General features: G+C 63.8%; 22 protein-coding genes. 11 read left to right on the top strand and 11 right to left on the bottom strand.

Annotated elements, in window-relative coordinates; translation table 11 throughout:
- Nucleotides 1–29 precede the first annotated feature (29 nt).
- On the bottom strand, nucleotides 30–731 hold the full coding sequence (locus ACP7EG_RS13565; protein WP_426088003.1) for an energy transducer TonB: 702 nt from the start codon (nucleotides 729–731) through the stop codon (nucleotides 30–32).
- Nucleotides 732–748: 17 nt separating this feature from the next.
- A complete protein-coding gene (locus ACP7EG_RS13560) occupies nucleotides 749–964 on the bottom strand; it encodes a (2Fe-2S)-binding protein (protein WP_071075208.1) in 216 nt (71 codons plus the stop codon).
- Nucleotides 965–1,376: 412 nt separating this feature from the next.
- Between ACP7EG_RS13560 and ACP7EG_RS13555 the strand changes: the two genes are divergently transcribed.
- From ACP7EG_RS13555 to ACP7EG_RS13540, 4 genes are all read left to right on the top strand, one after another.
- Nucleotides 1,377–1,661, top strand: coding sequence for a FeoA family protein (locus tag ACP7EG_RS13555; RefSeq protein WP_426088002.1), 285 nt, complete (start codon nucleotides 1,377–1,379; stop codon nucleotides 1,659–1,661).
- 2 nt (nucleotides 1,662–1,663) lie between these two features.
- Nucleotides 1,664–3,565 (top strand): ferrous iron transporter B, encoded by a 1,902-nt coding sequence (feoB, locus tag ACP7EG_RS13550; protein ID WP_426088001.1) that lies wholly within the window; start codon nucleotides 1,664–1,666, stop codon nucleotides 3,563–3,565.
- A 9-nt stretch (nucleotides 3,566–3,574) separates the two neighbouring features.
- Nucleotides 3,575–3,850 (top strand): DUF6587 family protein, encoded by a 276-nt coding sequence (locus tag ACP7EG_RS13545; RefSeq protein ID WP_426088000.1) that lies wholly within the window; start codon nucleotides 3,575–3,577, stop codon nucleotides 3,848–3,850.
- A 70-nt stretch (nucleotides 3,851–3,920) separates the two neighbouring features.
- Nucleotides 3,921–4,082: a hypothetical protein gene (locus ACP7EG_RS13540; RefSeq protein ID WP_168208471.1), complete on the top strand. Its 162-nt coding sequence runs from the start codon at nucleotides 3,921–3,923 to the stop codon at nucleotides 4,080–4,082.
- Nucleotides 4,083–4,117: 35 nt separating this feature from the next.
- Here ACP7EG_RS13540 and ACP7EG_RS13535 read toward each other — a convergent pair whose 3' ends face one another.
- On the bottom strand, nucleotides 4,118–5,038 hold the full coding sequence (locus ACP7EG_RS13535) for a cupin domain-containing protein (protein WP_426087999.1): 921 nt from the start codon (nucleotides 5,036–5,038) through the stop codon (nucleotides 4,118–4,120).
- Nucleotides 5,039–5,176: 138 nt separating this feature from the next.
- Between ACP7EG_RS13535 and ACP7EG_RS13530 the strand changes: the two genes are divergently transcribed.
- Entirely contained in the window at nucleotides 5,177–6,157 is a 981-nt protein-coding gene (locus ACP7EG_RS13530) for an oxidoreductase (RefSeq protein ID WP_426088066.1), read from the top strand.
- Between the two features lie 45 nt (nucleotides 6,158–6,202).
- On the opposite strand, the gene nagZ is transcribed toward ACP7EG_RS13530, so the two are convergent.
- The 4 genes from nagZ to ACP7EG_RS13510 all read right to left on the bottom strand — a co-directional run bounded on the left by nagZ (nucleotide 6,203) and on the right by ACP7EG_RS13510 (nucleotide 11,705).
- On the bottom strand, nucleotides 6,203–7,744 hold the full coding sequence (gene nagZ, locus ACP7EG_RS13525) for a beta-N-acetylhexosaminidase (protein WP_426087998.1): 1,542 nt from the start codon (nucleotides 7,742–7,744) through the stop codon (nucleotides 6,203–6,205).
- Nucleotides 7,745–7,925: 181 nt separating this feature from the next.
- Entirely contained in the window at nucleotides 7,926–9,536 is a 1,611-nt protein-coding gene (locus tag ACP7EG_RS13520; RefSeq protein ID WP_426087997.1) for an FMN-binding glutamate synthase family protein, read from the bottom strand.
- A gap of 103 nt (nucleotides 9,537–9,639) precedes the next feature.
- A complete protein-coding gene (locus ACP7EG_RS13515; protein ID WP_426087996.1) occupies nucleotides 9,640–10,650 on the bottom strand; it encodes a M48 family metallopeptidase in 1,011 nt (336 codons plus the stop codon).
- Between the two features lie 2 nt (nucleotides 10,651–10,652).
- Nucleotides 10,653–11,705 (bottom strand): YjgN family protein, encoded by a 1,053-nt coding sequence (locus tag ACP7EG_RS13510; protein ID WP_426087995.1) that lies wholly within the window; start codon nucleotides 11,703–11,705, stop codon nucleotides 10,653–10,655.
- 165 nt (nucleotides 11,706–11,870) lie between these two features.
- Here ACP7EG_RS13510 and ACP7EG_RS13505 point away from each other — a divergent pair, with 165 nt between their 5' ends.
- The 3 genes from ACP7EG_RS13505 to ACP7EG_RS13495 all read left to right on the top strand — a co-directional run bounded on the left by ACP7EG_RS13505 (nucleotide 11,871) and on the right by ACP7EG_RS13495 (nucleotide 13,847).
- Nucleotides 11,871–12,542, top strand: a complete 672-nt coding sequence (locus ACP7EG_RS13505) for a glutathione S-transferase (RefSeq protein WP_426087994.1) — start codon at nucleotides 11,871–11,873, stop codon at nucleotides 12,540–12,542.
- 71 nt (nucleotides 12,543–12,613) lie between these two features.
- On the top strand, nucleotides 12,614–13,387 hold the full coding sequence (locus ACP7EG_RS13500; protein ID WP_426087993.1) for a 5'-3' exonuclease: 774 nt from the start codon (nucleotides 12,614–12,616) through the stop codon (nucleotides 13,385–13,387).
- 40 nt (nucleotides 13,388–13,427) lie between these two features.
- A complete protein-coding gene (locus tag ACP7EG_RS13495) occupies nucleotides 13,428–13,847 on the top strand; it encodes a response regulator (protein ID WP_426088065.1) in 420 nt (139 codons plus the stop codon).
- A 190-nt stretch (nucleotides 13,848–14,037) separates the two neighbouring features.
- Here ACP7EG_RS13495 and mnmA read toward each other — a convergent pair whose 3' ends face one another.
- On the bottom strand, nucleotides 14,038–15,153 hold the full coding sequence (gene mnmA, locus ACP7EG_RS13490; protein ID WP_426087992.1) for a tRNA 2-thiouridine(34) synthase MnmA: 1,116 nt from the start codon (nucleotides 15,151–15,153) through the stop codon (nucleotides 14,038–14,040).
- A gap of 29 nt (nucleotides 15,154–15,182) precedes the next feature.
- Nucleotides 15,183–15,662: an NUDIX hydrolase gene (locus tag ACP7EG_RS13485; protein ID WP_010401817.1), complete on the bottom strand. Its 480-nt coding sequence runs from the start codon at nucleotides 15,660–15,662 to the stop codon at nucleotides 15,183–15,185.
- A gap of 411 nt (nucleotides 15,663–16,073) precedes the next feature.
- On the opposite strand from ACP7EG_RS13485, the gene ACP7EG_RS13480 reads away from it, so the two are divergent.
- The 3 genes from ACP7EG_RS13480 to ACP7EG_RS13470 are packed head-to-tail and all read left to right on the top strand — an operon-like array spanning nucleotide 16,074 to nucleotide 18,988.
- Complete coding sequence (locus ACP7EG_RS13480; RefSeq protein WP_426087991.1) at nucleotides 16,074–17,186, top strand: Re/Si-specific NAD(P)(+) transhydrogenase subunit alpha; 1,113 nt, start codon at nucleotides 16,074–16,076, stop codon at nucleotides 17,184–17,186.
- Between the two features lie 24 nt (nucleotides 17,187–17,210).
- Entirely contained in the window at nucleotides 17,211–17,525 is a 315-nt protein-coding gene (locus ACP7EG_RS13475; protein ID WP_035822749.1) for an NAD(P) transhydrogenase subunit alpha, read from the top strand.
- Nucleotides 17,526–17,533: 8 nt separating this feature from the next.
- Nucleotides 17,534–18,988, top strand: a complete 1,455-nt coding sequence (locus ACP7EG_RS13470; protein WP_426088064.1) for an NAD(P)(+) transhydrogenase (Re/Si-specific) subunit beta — start codon at nucleotides 17,534–17,536, stop codon at nucleotides 18,986–18,988.
- 45 nt (nucleotides 18,989–19,033) lie between these two features.
- Here ACP7EG_RS13470 and ACP7EG_RS13465 read toward each other — a convergent pair whose 3' ends face one another.
- Both ACP7EG_RS13465 and ACP7EG_RS13460 read right to left on the bottom strand, forming a co-directional pair.
- On the bottom strand, nucleotides 19,034–19,987 hold the full coding sequence (locus ACP7EG_RS13465) for a GGDEF domain-containing protein (protein ID WP_426087990.1): 954 nt from the start codon (nucleotides 19,985–19,987) through the stop codon (nucleotides 19,034–19,036).
- Between the two features lie 115 nt (nucleotides 19,988–20,102).
- Nucleotides 20,103–21,245, bottom strand: a complete 1,143-nt coding sequence (locus ACP7EG_RS13460; protein ID WP_426087989.1) for a UbiH/UbiF/VisC/COQ6 family ubiquinone biosynthesis hydroxylase — start codon at nucleotides 21,243–21,245, stop codon at nucleotides 20,103–20,105.

Below are 21,245 nucleotides of genomic sequence, written 5' to 3'. Positions count from 1 at the left end.
CTGGCAGCGGCGCGAAGGCCGCCGGAAGGCTAGCTCAGCTGGAAGGTCAGCGGTACTAAAACGTAGACGGGGACAGGCTTGCCGTTTTCGATCATCGGCTTGAACAGCGCGCGCTGCGCCGCCTGGCGGCCCGCTTCATCGAGGTTGCCGTAGCCGGTCGATTTATGGATCAGGATTTGCTCCGGCAAACCCTTTTCATTGATCAGGATGCGCAATACCACGGTGCCGCTTTCGCCCAGGCGGCGCGACAAATTCGGGTAGATCAGTTGCGGCGCCTTGATGTATTCGACGCTGCTGACGGTGCGCGGCGTGGACGGCGCCGGTGGCGTCGGCGACGGTGCCGATGGCGCAGTCGGCGCGGCGGTGGCCACGGGGGCTGCTTCGGCGCGCGTTGGCTGCGGCGGCGTGATCGTCGGTTCGCTCGGTGCCACGGCGATCAGCGGCAGCGGCGGGATCACGGCGCGCGGCACGGGAGCACTCAGTTCCACGGTTTTCGGCACCGACGGTGCCGGCGGCTTGGGTGGCGCCGGCGGGGCGATGATGCTGATGGTGGTGATGGTCGGCATGGCCGCCGTGACGACGCGGCTCAGCAAGCCGCTCTGGATGGCGTAAAAGCCGGCGAGATGCAGGACGACGATGGCCATCAGCGGCGCGAATTTGTTGCGCTTCTTGTCGAAGTCGGCAAATTGTTGCACGGCCTGCACCGTTACGGGCGGGGGCATCATCGTCATGGCGTTCATCGCTTTCTTTAGTTTGTCAGTACAGCTCGCATCAATACGGTTTCTTGCAGCACTACGGTGGCGCTCAGGTGATCGTTCAGCACCTCCCGCGCGCAGGTATGGCATTTGCCGCAGCAGGTGGCCACGCCCAGGTCGCGGCGCAGTTCGGCCATGCTGGACAGGCCAAGATCGACGGCTTGACGGATTTCACGATCAGATATGTTGTTGCAGACACATACAATCATTGATACACCTTCTGGCTGGAGGATGAACAGACACTAGTGCTCTGAAGCATTGTTGCTAGTGTTTTAATGAGAATCATTATCATTACGTTTCATTGTCGCGCAAAGCGGGGGACAATGCAAGCGATTTTGATCAAGTGTGCGGCGCCTGGCGGCTGGGCGCGGCGTGTGGATATGGCCTGCGTGCGCATGGCGCAGCCCTTGACAGGGGCCACTCTCCGGGCTAAATAAAAACAATTCGCATTCATGTTTATAATGCTGGTATTGTCTCGGACGGTCGCCGTCTGGACTGATTGAAAGGCCGCTTGTCGGTAATGCGCAACAGTGGCGTTTTACCTCACAAACCTGGGAGCAGTGCAAGGCGCCCCGCGCCCCAGCCTGTATCAGGTGTTCTTAATTTGAACGGAATTTGCTCATGACTCTAGTTCCACCCTTGATGACGCTCGATGCGCTGGCAGTCGGCCAAAGCGGCACGGTGTTGCATATCACGCCCCACACGGCAGGACAGACGGAAGATGGCGTGGACCTCGCCCGCCGCTTGATGGAGCTGGGATTCGTTCCTGGCGAACGCATCCGCATGCTCAAGCGCGGTATTCCCGGCGGCGACCCGCTGGCCATCAAGGTCGGCAATGCCACGTTCGCACTGCGCCGCTTCGAAGCGGCGCTGATCACGATTCAACCGCTGCTTCAACCGGAATAACCATGGGTGCTGTCGAAACTATCGTCGATGCGGGCGTGCACAAGCCGCCGCATCAGCCACAAATTGCCTTGCTGGGCAATCCGAACTGCGGCAAGACCGCCCTGTTCAACCGTTTGACGGGCGCGCGCCAGAAAGTGGCGAACTACGCCGGCGTGACCATCGAGCGCAAGGAAGGCCATTTCACTTCGCCCGCTGGCACGCCCGTGCGCCTGCTCGATCTGCCGGGCGCCTACAGCCTGTCGGCCACCACGCCCGACGAAGCCATCACGCGCGACGTGGTGGGGGGCTTGCGCAAGGGCGACCCACGCCCGGACGCCATCATCTGCGTGGTCGATGCCACCAATCTGCGCCTGAACTTGCGCCTGGTGCTGGAAGTCAAGCGCCTGGGCTTGCCCATGCTGCTGGCGCTGAACATGACGGACGTGGCGCGCAAGCGCGGCATGCTGATCGATACGGCCAGGCTGTCGCAGGAACTGGGCATGCCCGTGGTGGAAACCGTCGCGGTGCAGCACGATGGCGAAAAAGCCCTGTTGAACGCCATCGACGCCATGCTGCCCCTGCCGGTCGTGGAAGCGAAACCGCTGGCGGCCATCGATGCCGTCAGCGTCGAAGAAACCCAGCGCGAAGTGCGCCGCATCCTGGCCGCCGTCAGCAATGACACCAGCGACACGGGCAACCTGACGGAAAAAATCGACGACGTGGTGCTGCACCCCGTGTTCGGCCCCCTCATCCTGGCCGTGCTGATGTTCCTGATCTTCCAGGCCGTGTTTGCCTGGGCCGCCACGCCGATGGAAATGATTACCGATGGCGTGGGCCACCTGGGTGCCCTGCTGACGGCGAACATGCCAGATGGCCACCTGAAGAGCTTGCTGGTGGAAGGCATTATCGGCGGCGTCGGCAGCGTGCTGGTATTCCTGCCGCAAATCCTGATCCTGTTCTTCTTTATCCTGAGCCTGGAAGACTGCGGCTACCTGCCGCGCGCGGCCTTTTTGCTGGACCGCCTGATGGGCGGTGTGGGCTTGTCGGGCCGCGCCTTCATCCCGCTGCTGTCGAGCTTTGCCTGCGCCATTCCCGGCGTGATGGCGGCGCGCACCATCCAGAACCCGCGCGACCGCCTGGTCACCATCATGATCGCGCCGCTGATGACGTGTTCGGCGCGTTTGCCTGTGTATGCGCTGATCATCGCCGCCTTCATCCCGCAGCGCGAAGTGTGGGGCTATCTGAGCCTGCAAGGCCTGGTGCTGTTCGTGCTGTACTTCGCCGGCATCATCTCGGCCATGGCCGTGGCCTGGGTCATGAAGCGCGGCATGGGCGTGCGCGGCAACCAGCCGCTGATGCTGGAACTGCCGGCCTACCACTGGCCGCACCTGCGCAACCTGGCCGTCAGCCTGTGGGAGCGCGCGAAGATTTTCCTGACGCGCGTCGGTACCATCATCCTGAGCCTGATGATCATCCTGTGGTTCCTCAGCACCTTCCCCGGCGCGCCGGACAACGCGATCCATCCGCCGATCTATTACAGCCTGGCGGGCATCCTGGGCCGCGGCCTGGAAGTGATCTTCGCGCCCATCGGTTTCAACTGGCAGATCTGCATCGCGCTGGTGCCCGGCATGGCGGCCCGTGAAGTGGCCGTCGGCGCCCTGGGCACCGTGTATGCGCTGTCGCAAACGGGCGACGCGCTGGCCACCACGCTGGAGCCGCTGATCGCCCATTCATGGTCGATGGCCACCGCGCTCTCTTTGCTGGCCTGGTATGTGTTCGCGCCGCAGTGCCTGTCGACGCTCTCCGTGGTGAAACGCGAGACGGGCGGCTGGCGCTATCCGCTGCTGATGGCCGGCTACATGTTCGCGCTGGCGTATGCCGCCTCGTTCATCACGTATCGCGTCGCCCTGATGCTGGGCGCTTAGGAGAAAAGCATGTGGCAAACCATTATCGTCGCCCTGATCGTCGCAGCCGCGCTGCTGCATTTTTCGACCAAGTATTTGCCGGCGGGCGTGCGCCGCGCCATCGTGCGTGGCCTGGTGCGCTGCGGCCTCGATGAGGCGAAAATGTCAGCCTTCTTCAAGGTGGCGCCCGGCTGCGGCAGCGGCTGCGGTTCCTGCGGCTCCTGCGACAGCCCGCCGCCACCGTCCGCCACGCCGCCGGCCGACGGCAGCAGCAAGCGCGTGATCCTGATGCAGGTACAGCGCTAGATCTGATATACGTCTAGGCACGGGTGCGCCCGTGGGCTACACTGGGCTTTCCACATGGCAAGGAGTGGCAATGGCGATACTGTTGATCTTCATGTTTTTGTTTGCGATCGCCTCCTGGCTGCTGGCCAGCCGGCGTGGGCGCAATGGCGGCGTCTGGTTCGGTATCGGCCTGTTCCTCGGGCCGTTTGCCTTGCTGGCGGTGGCAGCTCTGCCGCCTGTGCCGGCACCCTGACCCTGTATTTTCAAAACCCGCAGATGCGGGTTTTTTTACGCCTGCCCGCCCGCATGGCGCAGCCGGTACTGGCGCGGCGAGCAGGCCATGACGCGCTTGAAAGCGTGGCTGAAGGCGCTGTCGGAATCGTAGCCCAGCGCCTGCGCGATCGCGGCGATGGGCGCGGCGCTGTCCTTCAGGCGCCGCGTGGCCAGGCGCATGCGCCAGCGCAGCAGGTAGTCGAGTGGCGTCACGCCCACCCTGGTCTTGAAATGCAGGGCAAAAGCCGAGCGCGACTGGCCTGCGACGGCGGCCAGTTGCGCCAAGGTCCAGCGCTGCGCCGGCTGCGCATGCATCGCTTCGATGGCCGCGCGCAGTCGGGGATCGGCCAGCGCGAACAGCCAGCCTGCCGGGTGCGAGGCCTGCGCTGCCAGGTACTGGCGCAGCATCTGCAGCAGCATCATGTGGCCCAGGTGGCGCGTCATCAGCGCCGCGCCGGGCGCCGTCGCCTGCAGTTCCTGCGCCAGCCGTTGCAAGGCCCAGTGCAGCACGCTGGCCTGGTCCGTATCGCCGCGCACATGCAGCAGCGGCGGCAGGCAGTCGAGCAGGATGGCCGCTTCGTCGCCAAAGCTGAAGCGTCCGCCGATGAGAAAAAAATCGTGCTGCGGCTCGCCGTGGCGAGCCACGCCGTGCTGCGCGTGCCGGTACACGTCCAGCGCCGGTGCGGCCGGCAAGCCGGGTGTGCTGGCCAGGGTAAACGCACGCCCCGGCGCCAGCAGGAAGCAGTCGCCCGTGCGCAGTTGCACGGGAGCGTCAATGCCCGTGACGGTCAGCCAGCAGCCGCCTTCGATGACAGCGTTGAACTTGATGCCGTCCGGCGGCGGAAAGTCGATGGCCCAGTCACCGCCCGCCTTCAGGCCGGCAAAGTAGGAACTGCGCGTATCAAACAGCGAGAGTACATCGGAGAGCAAATCCATGGTGGCGTTCAATTCTGGACGATGGCGATAGTATCAAAGATTTTACGCCATTCACAGTCCAGTTCCTTGCGCGCAAAATGTCCATCTCGCCAGCCATTCGGACTGGCGCCACTTGCAAAGGCAGATCCCATGGACCGCATCGACAACAAACAAACTCCCCTGCACTCCGGCTTCGACGCCACCACGACCGCCACCGAGGCGCTGGCCGGGCGCGACCTGTCCGGCATGCAGGCCATCGTCACGGGCGGCGCCTCGGGCCTGGGGCTGGAAACGGTGCGCGTGCTGGCCGGCGCCGGCGCCCGTGTACTGGTGCCGGCGCGCGACCCGCATCAGGCGCAAGCGACCCTGGATGGCATGGCCGGCGTGGAGGTCGCCGCGCTCGACCTGCTCGATCCGCAATCAATCGACGCCTTTGCCGCCGCCTTTCTTGCCACCGGCCGCGCCCTGCACCTGCTGGTCAACGGCGCCGGCATCATGGCCACGCCCCTGCTGCGCGATGCGCGCGGCTACGAGGCGCAGTTCGCGACGAATCACCTGGGGCATTTCCAGCTGACGGCGGGTTTGTGGCCGGCCTTGCGGCGGGCGCAGGGGGCGCGCGTGGTGTGCGTGTCGTCGCTGGGACACCGGCAGGCAGGCGTCGACCTGGATGACCCGCATTTCCTGCGCCAGCCGTACGACAAGTGGCGCGCATATGCGCAGTCGAAAAGCGCTAACGCCCTGTTTGCCGTGGAGCTGGACCGGCGCGCCGCAGCGCACGGCGTGCGCGCCTACTCGCTGCATCCGGGCGCCATCCTGACGCCGCTGCTGCGCCACCTGGACCTCGATGACCTGCGTCGCGTGGGCGCGCTGGACGACGCAGGCAAGGTGAATCCGCCGCCGCAATCGGGCTTCAAGAATGTGGCGCAGGGCGCCGCCACCGCCGTCTGGTGCGCCACCAGCGCGCAGCTCGATGGTATCGGTGGCGTGTATTGCGAGGATTGCGACATCGCCGCCCTGGTGGCGGACGACAGCACGGGGCCGGGCGTGCGGCGCTGGGCCGCCGATCCCGCGCAGGCACGCCGGCTATGGGCGCTCAGCGAGCAGATGACGGGCGTGCGCTTCGATTGCGGCGCGGCATAAAAAATGCCGGGCAATGCCCGGCATGTGCATGACGGCGGCGTGGCTTTACGCCTGGCCTGCCAGTTTTTCCACGACCGGCACCAGCGCGGCCGGGCGGCAGCCGAAGGCGGCCAGGCGGCCTTGCGCGTGGGGCGCCAGGTCCAGGTCATACGGCAAACGGCCCGCCACCAGCCACAGTTTATCCTGCGGCAGGGCCTCGACCAGGCGGCGCTGGCCCTCGACGAACATGGCGTTATACGTTTGCAGCACGATCTGCTGCGCGCCTTGCGCAAAGGCGATGGCCTGGTTGACCTCTTCGTCCAGCGCTTCGGCCGACAAGGCGTATTCGCGCACGTCCAGGCCCGCCGCCAGGAGCGCCGGCAGCATGGAGCTGCGCGCTTCCTTGTTGCGGCCCAGCGCCACTTCATCGATTTCGCTGCGCGAACGCACTTCCACCGTCAGCAGGGTCACGGGCAGGCTGGCGTCGAGCGCGCGGTACTCGCCCTGCACGCGCAGTGCCGCTTTTTGCAGCAGCTGCGACAGGGCCATGGCGGCCGGCTGCATCAGCGCCGGCGGGGCGACGGGACGTTCGCGCCAGTCGCGCACGGCGCGGTTGCGCTTGAGTTCCGCCACGCGCGCGCAAGCCGCGTCGATGCGCGAGATCGCAATGTCACCGCGCTCCACGGCGGCGATGACGGCGTCGATGGCCACCGTCTGCTGCGCTTCGCGGTGCGAGATGAGGACGATGTCGGCGCCTGCCTGCAAGGTGGCGATGGCGCCCTGGGCGATGCCGATGCCGTCGGCGATGGCCGCCATTTCCAGGCAGTCGGTAATGACGACGCCCTTGTATTGCATTTCACCTCGCAGCAGGTCCGTCAGCACGCCTTTCGACAGGGTGGCCGGCACGCTGGTGTCGGCTTCGAAGGCGGGGAAGACCACGTGCGCCGTCATGATGGCGTCGACGCCGCCGGCAATGGCCGCGCGGAAGGGCGCCAGTTCCACGGCGCGCAGGCGTTCCTTGTCGTGTGGCACCAGGGCCATGGCGTAATGCGTGTCGATGGCCGTGTCGCCGTGGCCGGGGAAGTGCTTGGCGGTCACGGCCATGCCGCTGGCGCGCTGGCCGCGCATGGCGGCCATGCCGTAATCGATGACGGTGGCGGCATCCTCGCCATAGGCGCGCACGCCGATGACGGGGTTGTTGCGGTTGTTGTTCACGTCCAGCACGGGCGCGAGCAGCAGGTTGATGCCCACCTGGCGCATTTCATCGCCGCTGATCTGGTTCATGCGTTCGCAATCTTCCACCGAGCCGGCCGCCTGGAAGGCCATCGCCGCGGGAATCGGCGTGACGCCCTGCTCAATGCGCATCACCATGCCGCCTTCCTGGTCGATGGAGATCAAGAGCGGGATGTCGGACACTTCCGCATTGATTTCCTGCAGTTCGCGGCACAGCGCGGACACTTGCGCAGGCGTGTGTACGTTGCGGCGGAACAGGATCACGCCGCCTACCTTCTTTTCGCGTATCAAGGTCTTGATATGCTCGTCCGCCTGCAGGGCGTCGAAGCCCACCATGAACAACTGTCCTACTTTCTCGCGCAAACCCTGCTCCATGCTGCAACTCCTCCGGTATTGATTGTGACGACGACATACGTATTCTGGCACCGTGGTGGCGCATCATGGCGGTCACCGGAAAAGCTGCCTTGGTTTTGTACTTGTTTTGGTATTGTATTGGATTTGGGTTTTTGCGCAAGTGGTTATTAAGTGGTATTGATCCACTTGCGCAAACGTCGTATCAATCCAGGCGCTGGAACGATACCGCCTGCGCCTTGGGCCAGTACAGGCCGAACACGGGCGGCAGCTGCGGCAGCTGGCTCGGGTCGAGCAGCTGGCCCGCTTCCAGGAAGGGCAGCAGGGCCGAGGCCAGTTTCACCTGGTTCGGCGAGATACGGCGCACCAGGTGGTGCGGGCGCAGTTCCTGCGGGTGCGCCAGGCCGGCGGCGGCGATCAGTTCGGCCAGCGCCTTCATGGTGTTCTGGTGGAAGTGCGCCACGCGGGCAATCTTGTCGGACACCACCAGCGCGCGCTGGCGCTGCGGGTCTTGTGTGGCCACGCCCGTGGGGCAGCGGTCCGTGTGGCAGCTTTGCGACTGGATGCAGCCCAGCGCGAACATGAAGCCGCGCGCCGAATTGCACCAGTCGGCGCCCAGCGCCAGCAGGCGGGCGATGTCGAAGGCCGTGATGATCTTGCCCGAGCAGCCGATCTTGATCTTTGCGCGCAGGTTGGCGCCCACCAGGGTGTTATGCACCAGCACCAGCGCTTCCTGCAGCGGCGTGCCCACATGGTCCGTAAATTCCAGCGGTGCCGCGCCCGTGCCGCCTTCGCTGCCGTCGACGACGATGAAGTCGGGCGTGATGCCCGTTTCCAGCATGGCTTTCACGATGGCGAAAAACTCCCACGGGTGGCCGATGGCCAGCTTGAAGCCCGTCGGCTTGCCGCCCGACAGGGTGCGCAGGCGGTCGATAAAGTGCAGCATTTCCAGTGGCGTGGAAAAGGCGCTGTGCGCCGCTGGCGAGACGCAATCCTCGCCCACCATCACGCCGCGCGTGGTAGCGATTTCGATCGTTACTTTCGGGCCGGGCAGCACGCCGCCGTGGCCCGGCTTGGCGCCCTGCGACATTTTCAGCTCGATCATTTTCACCTGCTCCGAGCTGGCGTTGGCGATGAAGCGTTCTTCCGAAAACGTGCCGTCCTGGTTGCGGCAGCCGAAGTAACCGGAGCCGATTTCCCACATCAGGTCGCCGCCGTTTTCGCGGTGATAGGGGCTGATGCTGCCTTCGCCCGTGTCGTGCATGAAGCCGCCGCTGCGCGCGCCGCCGTTCAGGGCCAGGATGGCGTTGGCCGACAGGGCGCCAAAGCTCATCGCCGAGATATTGAAGACGCTGGCCGAATACGGCTTTGTGCGCGGGCAGTCGGGGTGGTTGCCGATCTCGATGCGGAAGTCGTGGCCCGTGACCTTGGCGGGGGCGATGGAATGGTTGATCCATTCATAGCCCGCCGCATACACGTCGAGTTGGGTGCCGAACGGGCGCTTGTCCGTCTGTTCCTTGGCGCGCTGGTAGACGATGCTGCGCTGGCTGCGCGAAAACGGCGTCGCCTCGCTGTCGCTTTCCAGGAAGTACTGGCGGATTTCGGGGCGGATGCTCTCGAAGAAAAAGCGGAAATGCGCGAGGATGGGATAGTTGCGGCGCAGCGCGCGCTTCGTCTGCAGCAGGTCGCTGATGCCGACCAGGGTCAATGCACCGGCCAGCACGGGCAGCCAGTAATGGTCGTAGTAAAACAGGGACAGGACAAAGATGGCGGCCGTCGCAATGAAGGTCAGGTAGCGAAATGGTACTAGGTGCATGGGCACTCCGGTGAAGTCAGACTGATACTGTCGAGTCTACCTTCGATTTGCGGAACGTGCTGGTGGGAAAGAGCGCGGCGCCCGGTGGACGCTGCGTGAAGACTTAGCGCTGTGCTGCGCGGATCCTTTCGATGCGCTCTGCGCTGGCCGGATGGCTCGACAGATACGGCGTGCCCTCGTCCAGCTTGCCCAGGGCGACAAACACTTGCGCCAGGTGTTCCAGCGCAATGCCGTTCTGGCGCAGCATGGCAATCGCGTAGTCGTCCGCCTCGCGTTCGACATCGCGCGAGTACTTCAAGTCCAGCAGCAGTGGCGGCACGGTGGCCACCACCGTCGACACGTCGCCGAACAGCAGCGCCGCGCCGGCGCCCACGGCCGAGGTCTGGATGATGCGCCGCGTCAGGTGGCGCTGCTGCAGATGGCCCAGTTCATGCGCCAGCACGCCCATGATGGCGGCGTCATCCGGCAGCAGTTCCACCATTTCATCGGTCAGCACGATGTCGCCGGACGGCAGGGCAAACGCGTTCGCACCGATCTTGCTCTTGCGAAAAACGATACGGTGCACGGGCGTACTGTCGCCGGGCGTGGCCAGGCGCGCGAACTGGCTGCGCAAGGCTTGCTGGCGCGCGCCATCGAGCTGGCTTGGCGCGAATACATGGCGGTCCAGCATATCGAGCACGCCCTGGCCCAGTTGCCGCTCGACGGACTGGGGAATCGCATAGGCGATGCCTTTCGCCACCACGGGCAGCAGGTACTGATAGCTGAGCCACAGGGCCAGCACGGTGGCGACCGTGGCCAGCAGGGCGCCGCGCCAGCTTTGCTGCAGCCGCACTACCCAGCCGTCGCGGTGGCCCGTGTCATGCAGCATGTCGTTGAAGGCCGCCTGGTCGGCGATCTCCAGGTAGGCGCCGTCGGGAAAGCTGACCTTGCGCACGGCGTGGCTGCTGCGTTCGGACACGTGCAGCTCGCCCAGCGGGCAGCTGCGCTCGATGTCGCCCGCCAGCACAGCCACGCCATCGCGCACGGACAGTGTCACGTGGTACAGGCGCGAACTCTGGCCGTCGAAATAGCGGCCAGCCAGGGGCGCGTGGCTGGCTTGCGTGTTGGCGTCCATGCTTACATCGACAGGTCGAAGTCCAGCAGGTCGACCATGCCTTCACCCGTGGCCGATACTTGCTGGCCCGTGGCGGCGACAAACTCGTCAAGGCTGCCATGCACCAGCATGGAAGTCGCTTCCAGACGGTACTTCAGCCAGCGCACATGGGCGAATGGCGTAAACAGGCCCAGGGTGACGACGATGCCCAGCAGATTGGTCAGCATGATGAAGGTGGTGCGGCCCCATGTCAGCTGCGACTGGAACTGGTGCTGCTGCAAGCGCGTGTGGTTCCAGATCAGGTTCTGGATCATGGTCAGGAACAGCGGCAGCACGGTGAACGCCCACAGGTACAAGGCGCCGATGGCAAACAGCAGGCTGCCAACCTTGGTGCTGTCATTCGCATTGGCCGCAAACGAGGCGAACACGCTGCCGAAGACGACGAAGATCAGGACCAGCAAGCCACCCAGCAGGAGCGCGAAGAACAGCAGGTAGGTTTTGTAGAAGCTGCCGACCGTGGCGTCAAAGCTGAAATGGGTGGCGCCGAAACGGCTTTGCGTGTGCTGGAAGCGCTTCAGGCGCTGGTGCAGGAAAGGCGTCATCAGGCCGCCCGTGAAGGTATTCAGGATGGGCAGCCACAGGAAGTATTTGTAGGCTTCCCTGGCGCTGCCGCCAAAGCCGAAGCGGATGCCGCGGTAGCTGGTGTTGTACAGCTTGAATTGCAGGCTTTTCCAGACCAGCCAGGGCAGGATGGCAGCCATCAGCACCAGCATGATCAGGCCGACGATGGGCGAGACCTGGAAGGCGATGTTGTAGCCGGCGATCAGCACCACGGCGGCGATGCGGCCTTTCAGGATGGCGACCGCATTGCCATGGTATTCGAAGCTGCTGCCTGCCAGGTGGGTGCTGGAATAGAAATAGCGGTTGCGGCGCACCTTGGCCCAGGCGGAGTAAATGCCCAGGGTGACGATGCTCAGCAACAGGTTGACGATCCAGATACGGAAGTATTCGCTGCCGGTGGCGCTGAAGGTAATGGCTTCGCGCTGGGGCATGGTGTTGTTTGTGTCGAAATCCACGGAGGGTTTCCTTACTTATTGGAAACAAAACAAGATAAGGCAAGATTGAAAAGTTATCAATTGAAAATGCTGTTTTTTGCAATTTCTTTTGTGTACCGCCCCTGCCGCCGCGATTTTCCCGTCCCGGCTATACTGGAACCCAACCATCGCCTAACGGGAAACACCATGATCGTCGTCCATCATCTGAACAATTCGCGCTCGCAGCGCGTGCTCTGGCTGCTTGAGGAACTGGGCCTGGAATATGAGGTCAAGCGCTACCAGCGCGACCCGAAAACCATGCTGGCGCCCGCTTCCTTGAAAGCCGTGCATCCCCTGGGCAAGTCGCCCGTGATCACGGATGGCGCCCACACCATCGCCGAATCGGGCGCCATCATCGACTACCTGGTCGAGCGCTACGGCAATGGCCGCTTGATACCGGCGGCGGGCACGCCGGAGAAGCTGCGCTGGACTTACTGGCTGCACTTCGCGGAAGGCTCGGCCATGCCGCCGCTGCTGATGAAACTGGTGTTCGACAAGGTCGAATCGTCGCCCATGCCATTTTTCGTCAAGCCCATCGCGCGCGGCATCGCCAGCAAGGTCAAGAGCAGTTTCATCCTGCCCAATATCAACAGCCAACTGGCCTACATGGAAGCGGAGCTGGAGAACACCAAATGGTTTGCCGGCAATGAATTCACGGCGGCAGACATCCAGATGAGCTTTCCGCTGGAAGCGGCCGCCATGCGCGGTGGACTCGACGAGCGCCTGCCGAAGCTGACGGCGTTCCTGCAGCGCATCCACGCGCGGCCTGCCTACCAGCGCGCCCTGGAAAAAGGCGGGCCCTACGATTTCGCCAAATAAGGGGCATTCAAGGGCTATGTGCGGGGAACCATACGGTAAAATGCCCGATTCAACCAGCATCCACTTACCGCATGGCCAGACTCCTCGCTATCGACGGCTTGAATATCGTACGCCGCGTCTACGAAGCCAGTCCTGAACCCGATTCCGACCTGAAGGCGGAGATTGCGCTGCGCCACGCGCTGTCGTCGTTCCGCACCCTCATCAACGACCACGAGCCGACGCACATCCTGCCGGCCTTCGACTTTGGTGGCCCGACCTGGCGCCACGCCCTGTATGCCGGTTACCGCGAGGGGCGCCAGCCCATGCCGCAGGTGCTGCGCGACGCCTTGCCCGGCTTTTACGCCACCCTGGCCAGCTTCGGCATGCATGTCGTGAGCATTCCCGAGGTCGAGGCCGACGACGTGATCGGCACGGCCGTCATGCGCTGGCTGCACGAGGGGCGCGGCGCGGCCGTCATCGCCACCACCGACAAGGATTTGCATGGCCTGATCGCGCACGGTGCGCTCGTGTGGGACCATTTCAAGGGCATCTGGCACGACCGCGCCTGGGTCGAGAAAAAGTTCGGCGTGCCGCCGGAACTGCTGCCCGACCTGCTGGCGCTGATGGGCGACGTCACCGACAGCATCCCCGGTGTGTCGAAGATCGGCCTGAAAACGGGGGCGAAACTGTTGCGCGGTTACGGCAGTATCGACGCCGTGATGGCAGGCGCAGGGATTTTGCCCGGTGCGCTGGGCGAAAGCCTGCGAAAAGAGCGGGAAATACTGTATCTTTCAAGAAAGTTGGTGGAACTCAAGACCGACGTAGTTTTAGGCGTGACCTGGAACAAGCTCGCGTGGGAAAAGTAGAACGCCAGGCAAGAACAATCAAGCAAGGAAAGCAATCATGATGTTAAAAACAGTCCTGATCGATAGCAGCGCCGTGGCGCGCGGTCTGCTGAACTCGGTCCTGACCGATGGCGGCTACGATGTCTGCGGGCAGACGCATACCAGCGCGCTGGGACTGGCGCTGCTGGTCAAGCACCATCCGCATTTCGTCTGCATCGCGCGCGAGCAGGTGGAAGACGGCAGCAATGTGGTGCAAACCATCCGCGCGCAGTACCCGAAGACGCTCATTTTCATGGTCTCGGGCGGCATCGACGCCGCCTCGCTGCAGGCGGCCCATGCGATGGGCGTGTCGGGCTTCATCGTGAAACCCTTCATGGCCGACACGGTCCTGAAAACCGTGCGCAATACGGTCATTGCCATGGTGCGCAAGCAGCAGCAGGCGCTGGCCGCCGCTGCGCAATCGACCAATCAGCCCGGCTGAACTGGTGGCATTGTCAGGTGTCAGTGGGTCAGGTAATACAGTGCCTGGCCCAATGACTTTCCGAGATGCAGCAAACAGTACGCTGCGGCACTCAGCAGCAAGCTGGCTTGCAGGACTACGGGTAAGGCATTCCATGCGGTGACAATCCGGGCGTGCAGTGTGTGCATCAGCGTATCCTTTCAGTCCATGATCAGGGCAAGCCCGTGGCGCTGGCGATAATCCCGCCCCCCAGGCACACGTCGCCGTCGTACAGCACAGCCGACTGGCCCGGCGTGACGGCCCATTGTGCCTGGTCAAACGCCAGGCTGAAGTGTTCATTTCCCTCCGGCAGCAGCTGGCAAGCCACGTCGGCCTGGCGGTAGCGCGTCTTGGCGGACAGGGCGCCCGCTTGCGGCGCCACGCCCGCGACCCAGCTGGCCTGGTCTGCCGTCAAGGCGGGCGACAGCAGCCACGGATGGTCATGGCCCTGCACCACCCACAGGGTGTTATTGGCGATATCCTTGCGCGCCACATACCAGGCGTCGCTGCTGCCGTCCGCGTTCTGGTACGACTTCACGCCGCCGATGCCGATGCCCTTGCGCTGGCCCAGCGTATAAAAACTCAGGCCCACGTGTTCGCCCACCGTCTTGCCATCGGCCGTCTTCATCGGGCCCGGTTTGTAGGACAGGTAGCGGTTCAAAAATTCGCGGAACGGGCGTTCGCCGATAAAACAGATGCCCGTCGAATCCTTCTTCTGCGCGTTCGGCAGGGCCAGCTGTTCGGCGATCTGGCGCACTTGCGTCTTCGGGATTTCACCGAGCGGAAACAGGGTTTTCGACAATTGCGCCTGGTTCAGCCGGTGCAGGAAGTAGCTTTGATCCTTGCTGGCGTCGACGGCTTTCAGCAGTTCATAGCGTCCCGCATCGGTGGGCGCCTGGCGCACGCGCGCGTAGTGGCCGGTGGCGATCAGGTCGGCGCCCAGGGTCATGGCGTGGTCAAGAAACGCCTTGAACTTGATTTCGGCGTTGCACAGCACGTCCGGGTTCGGCGTGCGGCCGGCCTGGTATTCGCGTAAAAAATCGGCGAACACGCGGTCCTTGTATTCGGAGGCGAAATTGACGGCTTCGATATCGACGCCGATGACGTCGGCCACGCTGGCCGCGTCGATCCAGTCCTGGCGCGTGGAGCAGTATTCCGAATCGTCGTCATCTTCCCAGTTTTTCATGAACAGGCCGATGACTTCATAGCCTTGTTCCTTCAGCATCCATGCCGCGACCGAGGAATCGACCCCGCCGGACATGCCGATAACGACTTTCTTCTTGCTCATCTTGCTTTCCAGTTACTTTTAAATGATTGCTATGCGCTATTGAAAACGGACGCATGCGTATGCAGCAGGGCCAGCGGCGCGCGCCGGCCAGCCAGGTATTCGTCCACGCACTGCAGCACCAGAGGGCTGCGGTGGCGCTCCTGGCATGCGGCCAGCTCGTCGCGCGTCATCCACAGGGTGCGGATGATGCCTTCGTCCAGCGGGCGGTCATGCTCGGCGCCGGCCGTGCCGCAAAAGGTGAAGCGCAAATAGGTCACGTCCTCGCCCGTGCGCAGTGACTGATAGCGCGACATGTACATGCCGACCAGTGCCGTGGGGATGAAATCGTAGGCCGCTTCTTCCAGCGTTTCGCGGATCACCGCCTGTTCCAGCGACTCGAACGGATCGAGATGGCCGGCCGGCTGATTGAGCTTGATGCCTTCGCTGGTTTCTTCTTCAATCAGTAAAAACAGGCCGTCGCGCTCGACGATGGCGGCAACGGTGACAGAGGGTTTCCAGATTCTCGGCATGATTCCATCCTTGAAAGAGCCGACATTTTATCTTGTTCTGCGCGCGCGGTTTGAACCCGGCCTTCTGTTGCGCGGACATATTGATAAATGACAACGTTTTAGCAAATAGCGGTGGGAGGTACTTACGTCTTTCCCGGGGCGCGCACTAGCATGGGGGCTTAGTCGGCAAGATGGCAGGAAACGCCCGCTAATATAGGCTTTCCCTGTGGTCAAAACAAGCGCGCACGCAGGCTCGACTGTGGTGAGATTGACACACATTTCCACAATATGGTCGCCGCGCCGCATGGTGAAACGAATTGGGGGATGCTGGTGAAATTAGTGTCGTACAACTAGAAGTTGCTGGTTCACAAACGTTTAACGCGCTGCTTTCCGTGTTAGATTCTAGTCAGTTTATCAATTAGCGGAGGCATCATGAGGATAGGCATACCGGCCGAAACACGGCCTGGTGAAACGCGGGTGGCAGCCACGCCCGAGACAGTCAAGAAGCTGGCAGCCAAGCATCAGATCATCGTGCAGGCGGGAGCAGGCTTGCAAGCGTCGATTCCCGACGAGGCGTATGCCGCCGCCGGCGCGCAGATCGGCACCGCCCAGGAAGCCTATGGCTGCGCCATCGTGCTCAAGGTGCGCGCCCCCGATGCCCCTGAACGGGCCTTGATGGCCAGCGGCACGGTGCTGATCGGCATGCTCAACCCGTTTGACGCGGACAATATCGCCGCCATGGCCACGGCCGGCCTGTCCGCCTTCGCCCTGGAAGCCGTGCCGCGCATCACGCGCGCGCAGTCGATGGACGTGCTGTCCTCGCAGGCGAATATCGCCGGCTACAAGGCGGTGCTGGTGGCGGCGAATACCTACCAGCGCTTCATGCCCATGCTGATGACGGCGGCCGGCACCGTCAAGGCCGCCCGCGTACTGATCATGGGGGTGGGAGTGGCCGGTCTGCAGGCAATCGCCACGGCCAAGCGCCTGGGCGCCGTCATCGAAGCGTCCGACGTGCGCCCGCCCGTCAAGGAACAAGTGGAGTCGCTGGGCGCGAAATTCCTCGACGTGCCTTTCCTCACCGATGAAGAAAAGGAAATCGCCAAGGGCTCGGGCGGCTATGCGCGCGCCATGCCGGCCGACTGGATGCGCCGCCAGGCCGAACTGGTGCATGAGCGGGCGAAACTAGCCGACATCATCATCACCACCGCCCTGATCCCCGGCCGCGCCGCACCCGTGCTGATCTCGGAAGAAACGGTGAAAGCCATGAAACCTGGTTCCGTCATCGTCGACCTGGCCGTCGAGCAGGGCGGCAACTGCCCCCTGTCAGAACTGGGCAAGACGGTCATCAAGCACGGCGTCTACATCGTGGGCGAGCCGAACCTGGCGACCCTGGTGGCGGCCGACGCCTCGGCCCTGTATGCGCGCAACGTGCTGGACTTCTTAAAGCTCATCATCGACAAGGACGATCAATTGCTGATCGACCGCGAGGATGAAATCATCAAGGCCAGCCTGGTGTGCGCAGGTAGTGAAATCTTACGTAAATAACGCGGCGCCGGAGAGAACAACATCATGGAAATCAGTCACACCATCACCAACCTGATCATCTTCGTGCTGGCCATTTATGTCGGCTACCACGTCGTCTGGACCGTCACGCCAGCCCTGCACACGCCGCTGATGGCCGTCACCAATGCCATTTCCGCCATCATCATCGTCGGCGCCATGCTGGCGGCCGGCCTGACGCAAGGCCCGCTGGCGCAGGCGGCCGGCACCCTGGCCGTGGCGCTGGCCGCCGTCAACGTGTTCGGCGGCTTCCTCGTCACGCAGCGCATGCTCGAGATGTTCCGCAAAAAAGAACCGAAGGCCAAGCAAGGAGCAAAAGAATGAGTCACGCCATGAACTTCGTCACCATGAATCTGGTGACGATGATGTACCTGATCGCCTCGGTGTGCTTCATCCAGGCCTTGAAAGGCCTGTCGTCGCCCTCGACGGCGCGCCGCGGCAATGCCTTCGGCATGAGCGGCATGGCCATTGCGGCCGTCACCACCGTGGCGCTGATCCTGAAACTGAAGGAGCAGCAAACGGGCGGCATGGGCCTGACCCTCGTCATCATCGGCATCGTCACGGGCGGCGCCATCGGCGCCTACCTGGCAAAAACCGTGGAAATGACGAAGATGCCGGAACTGGTGGCGGCCATGCACTCGCTGATCGGCCTGGCGGCCGTGTGCATCGCCGTGGCAGCGGTGTCGGAACCGTGGGCCTTCAATATCGCCCAGCAAGGCCAGGCGCTGCCCATCGGTAACCGTTTCGAGTTGTTTATCGGCACCTTTGTCGGCGCCATCACGTTCTCCGGTTCGGTGATCGCCTTCGGCAAGCTGTCGGGCAAATACAAGTTCCGCCTGTTCCAGGGCGCGCCCGTCAGCTTCAAGGGCCAGCACATGCTCAACCTGGTGCTGGCGCTGCTGATGGTCGGCCTGGGCTTGGCGTTCTGTTTCGCCGACGGGGTGGAGCCGGCCTGGACGCCGTTCATCGTCATGACCGTCATCGCCTTTGCGCTGGGCGTGTTGATCATCATCCCCATCGGTGGCGCCGATATGCCGGTGGTGGTGTCGATGCTTAACAGTTACTCCGGCTGGGCCGCGGCCGGCATCGGTTTTTCGCTGAATAACTCGATGCTGATCATCGCGGGATCATTGGTCGGTTCTTCCGGCGCGATCCTGTCGTACATCATGTGCAAGGCCATGAACCGCTCGTTCTTCAACGTCATCCTCGGTGGCTTCGGCGGCGCTGCGCCGGCGGCAGGCGTGGCCGGCGCGCAGGAACAGCGTCCCGTGAAATCGGGGTCGGCCGACGACGCCGCCTTCATCATGAGCAATGCGGAAACCGTCATCATCGTGCCCGGCTACGGCCTGGCCGTGGCGCGCGCGCAGCACTCGTTGAAGGAACTGGTGGAAAAGCTCACGCACAAGGGCATCACCGTCAAGTATGCGATCCACCCGGTGGCAGGGCGCATGCCGGGCCACATGAACGTGCTGCTGGCCGAGGCGGAAGTGCCGTACGACCAGGTCTTCGAGATGGAAGACATCAACGGCGAATTCGGCCAGACGGACGTGGTGCTGGTGCTGGGCGCGAACGACGTGGTCAACCCGGCGGCGAAAGACCCGACATCGCCGATCGCCGGCATGCCGATCCTGGAAGCCTACAAGGCCAAGAGCATCATCGTCAACAAGCGCTCGATGGCTTCCGGCTATGCGGGCCTGGACAATGAACTGTTCTACCAGCCGAACACGATGATGGTGTTTGGCGACGCCAAGAAGGTGATCGAGGATATGCTGAAAGCTATCGAATAAATGCCGCTTGCAGCGACCGGACGGCCCGCCTTGCGCGGGCCGTTTTTATTGGCCGGTCGCTGCCGCGACGACTTTATTGCGTCCCTGATGCTTGGCCGCGTACAGGGCCTTGTCGGCATCCGATATGGCCGCGTCCAGGCTGGCGCCTTGCACCAGCGACGCCACGCCGATGCTGATGGTGACGTGCAACGGGGCGCCGTCGGGCAGCACGGTGACCGCCGCTGCCACGGCCGCGCGGATGCGTTCAGCCACCTGGTGTGCCTGCTGCAGGCTGGCGTCCGGGAAGAGCAGGCCGAATTCCTCGCCACCGAGGCGCGCCGCCACGTCGGTGATGCGTCCCGTGTCGCGCAGCGCCTGCGCCACCGTGCGCAGCACGGCGTCGCCCACGGCATGGCCGTAGCGGTCGTTGATCTTTTTAAAGTGGTCGAGGTCGGCCACGCCCACGCTCAGGGCGGCGCCGCTGCGCGCCGCGCGCGCCATCGCCTGCTCGGCCTGCGCTTCATAGGCGCGCCGGTTGGGCAGCGACGTCAGCGCATCGTACAGCGCCTGCTGTTCCAGCTGCGCCAGCAGGCTGGCGTTTTTTGCCGCCAGTTCGCGCCGTTCGCGCACATCGAGCAAAAATGCGCCGAAATAGCGCGTGCCGTCGACCACGCCCAGGTCCAGCGCCTTCATTTCGATGGGGATCATTTGCGTGTCGCGGTGGCGAATGGCAAATTCGCGTATCTTGCCCAGTACGCTGGAGCTGCGTGAGCTGCGGATGTAGCTGATCACGAGGTTGTCGTGCTGCGCGCCGACGGCGTCGGGCAGCAGGCCGTTCAGGGTCTGGCCCAGCAATTCTCCGCTGGCATAGCCCGACAGCGCCTGCATGGCGCCATTGATATAGCGGATACGGCACTGCTCGTCGATGATGATGACGGCGTCGAGGGCATCTTCCAGCAGGCGGAAAAAAAGTACTTCGGGAAGAGCTGCAGGCGGTGTTGCGGGCAAAGTATCTGTCATGGAACGGTCGCCGAAAGCCAGGTGACAGGCATTGTCGCATCCGCAGGCCGTTTACTCCATGCCGGATATGCTTGCTGTTTCTTTTTCGCCCGTGTTCTTTTTTTATTGCCAAGATTCAGCGGCGGCCGTACATCATCAGTTCCGCCAGTCCCTTGCGCGCGGGCGGGAAGGCGTCCAGCAAACCCAGCGACAGTCCCAGCAAGCCTTGCGTGGGAGCGCTGCCCGTGAAGATGCGCGCCATGGTGTCGGTGACGCGCACGGTCAGTCCACGGTCGGCCTGGCGCAATTGCGCATAGCGTTCCAGGCCGGCCGGGCTGCTGTCCTGCGTCAGTACGCGGGCCAGCACGGCGGCGTCGCGCAAGCCCAGGTTCAGGCCTTGCCCTGCCACCGGGTGCAGGGTTTGCGCCGCATTGCCGATGGCGACCGTGCGCGCCGTGCCGCCCGCCTGCGCGTTCAGACCCAGTGGATAGGCCAGGCGGCCCGTCGTATAGCTAAAGCGTCCCAGGCGGCTGCCGAAGGCGTCGCCCAGGCGTGCCAGGAAGGCAGAGTCGTCCAGGGCCAGCAACTGTTCGGCGCGCGTGGGCGGCACGCACCACACCAGCGCGTAGCCGTCGTCCTGCGGCAGCAGGGCCAGCGGGCCTTCGTCGGTGAAGCGCTCATAGGCGCGGTGGGCGATGGGAGCGCTGCTACGCACATGGGCAATGATGGCGCTTTGGCCATAATCGCGGCTGACGGCGCGCTCCGGCTGCTGGCCGAACAGACCACCCTCGGCCTGCACCAGCAGGCCGGCGCGCAAGCTCGATGCGGCGCCCGCCTGGTCGATCTGCACGCTGACGCCGTCGGCGTCTTCCTCAGTGCCCGTCACCAGCGCCGGGCGCAAGCTGACCACGCCCAGGCGCTCGCACACATCGGCCAGCGCGCTGACGACGGCGCCGTAACGGGCAACATAACCGAGTGCCTCGACGCCATGCTCGCTGCGGTCCATCAGGCTGCGCCCGAACTGGCCGCGGCGCGAGACGTGAATCTGATGAATCGGGGTCGCTGCCACGGGCCAGGCGCCCGCTTCCTCGAGAATCTGGCGGCTGCCGTGCGACAGGGCGATGGTGCGCGGGTCGCGCCTGGCTTGCTCGATGGATTTGGCGTCGAGCAGGGCGATGCCGGCGGCGCGTGTACCCCGCTGCACCAGCAGGGCGGCCAGCGCCATGCCGACGGGGCCGGCGCCGCAGATGGCGAGATCGAAAGTGGACGGTGTATGCAT

This window comes from Janthinobacterium sp. PSPC1-1, assembly GCF_049897625.1.
GTDB classification, from domain to species: domain Bacteria; phylum Pseudomonadota; class Gammaproteobacteria; order Burkholderiales; family Burkholderiaceae_D; genus Janthinobacterium; species Janthinobacterium tructae.
The sequence above is the reverse complement of the archived record's forward strand: the minus strand, read 5'-3'. Positions and strand labels throughout refer to the sequence as shown.

Excerpts from the sequence above, each read along its gene's own strand:
- ACP7EG_RS13565 (WP_426088003.1), bottom strand. The coding sequence starts at position 731 with ATGACGATGATGCCCCCGCCCGTAACGGTGCAGGCCGTGCAACAATTT.
- ACP7EG_RS13560 (WP_071075208.1), bottom strand. The coding sequence starts at position 964 with ATGATTGTATGTGTCTGCAACAACATATCTGATCGTGAAATCCGTCAA.
- ACP7EG_RS13555 (WP_426088002.1), top strand. The coding sequence starts at position 1,377 with ATGACTCTAGTTCCACCCTTGATGACGCTCGATGCGCTGGCAGTCGGC.
- feoB (WP_426088001.1), top strand. The coding sequence starts at position 1,664 with ATGGGTGCTGTCGAAACTATCGTCGATGCGGGCGTGCACAAGCCGCCG.
- ACP7EG_RS13545 (WP_426088000.1), top strand. The coding sequence starts at position 3,575 with ATGTGGCAAACCATTATCGTCGCCCTGATCGTCGCAGCCGCGCTGCTG.
- ACP7EG_RS13540 (WP_168208471.1), top strand. The coding sequence starts at position 3,921 with ATGGCGATACTGTTGATCTTCATGTTTTTGTTTGCGATCGCCTCCTGG.
- ACP7EG_RS13535 (WP_426087999.1), bottom strand. The coding sequence starts at position 5,038 with ATGGATTTGCTCTCCGATGTACTCTCGCTGTTTGATACGCGCAGTTCC.
- nagZ (WP_426087998.1), bottom strand. The coding sequence starts at position 7,744 with ATGGAGCAGGGTTTGCGCGAGAAAGTAGGACAGTTGTTCATGGTGGGC.
- ACP7EG_RS13520 (WP_426087997.1), bottom strand. The coding sequence starts at position 9,536 with ATGCACCTAGTACCATTTCGCTACCTGACCTTCATTGCGACGGCCGCC.
- ACP7EG_RS13515 (WP_426087996.1), bottom strand. The coding sequence starts at position 10,650 with ATGGACGCCAACACGCAAGCCAGCCACGCGCCCCTGGCTGGCCGCTAT.
- ACP7EG_RS13505 (WP_426087994.1), top strand. The coding sequence starts at position 11,871 with ATGATCGTCGTCCATCATCTGAACAATTCGCGCTCGCAGCGCGTGCTC.
- ACP7EG_RS13500 (WP_426087993.1), top strand. The coding sequence starts at position 12,614 with ATGGCCAGACTCCTCGCTATCGACGGCTTGAATATCGTACGCCGCGTC.
- ACP7EG_RS13495 (WP_426088065.1), top strand. The coding sequence starts at position 13,428 with ATGTTAAAAACAGTCCTGATCGATAGCAGCGCCGTGGCGCGCGGTCTG.
- mnmA (WP_426087992.1), bottom strand. The coding sequence starts at position 15,153 with ATGAGCAAGAAGAAAGTCGTTATCGGCATGTCCGGCGGGGTCGATTCC.
- ACP7EG_RS13485 (WP_010401817.1), bottom strand. The coding sequence starts at position 15,662 with ATGCCGAGAATCTGGAAACCCTCTGTCACCGTTGCCGCCATCGTCGAG.
- ACP7EG_RS13480 (WP_426087991.1), top strand. The coding sequence starts at position 16,074 with ATGAGGATAGGCATACCGGCCGAAACACGGCCTGGTGAAACGCGGGTG.
- ACP7EG_RS13475 (WP_035822749.1), top strand. The coding sequence starts at position 17,211 with ATGGAAATCAGTCACACCATCACCAACCTGATCATCTTCGTGCTGGCC.
- ACP7EG_RS13470 (WP_426088064.1), top strand. The coding sequence starts at position 17,534 with ATGAACTTCGTCACCATGAATCTGGTGACGATGATGTACCTGATCGCC.
- ACP7EG_RS13465 (WP_426087990.1), bottom strand. The coding sequence starts at position 19,987 with ATGACAGATACTTTGCCCGCAACACCGCCTGCAGCTCTTCCCGAAGTA.
- ACP7EG_RS13460 (WP_426087989.1), bottom strand. The coding sequence starts at position 21,245 with ATGCATACACCGTCCACTTTCGATCTCGCCATCTGCGGCGCCGGCCCC.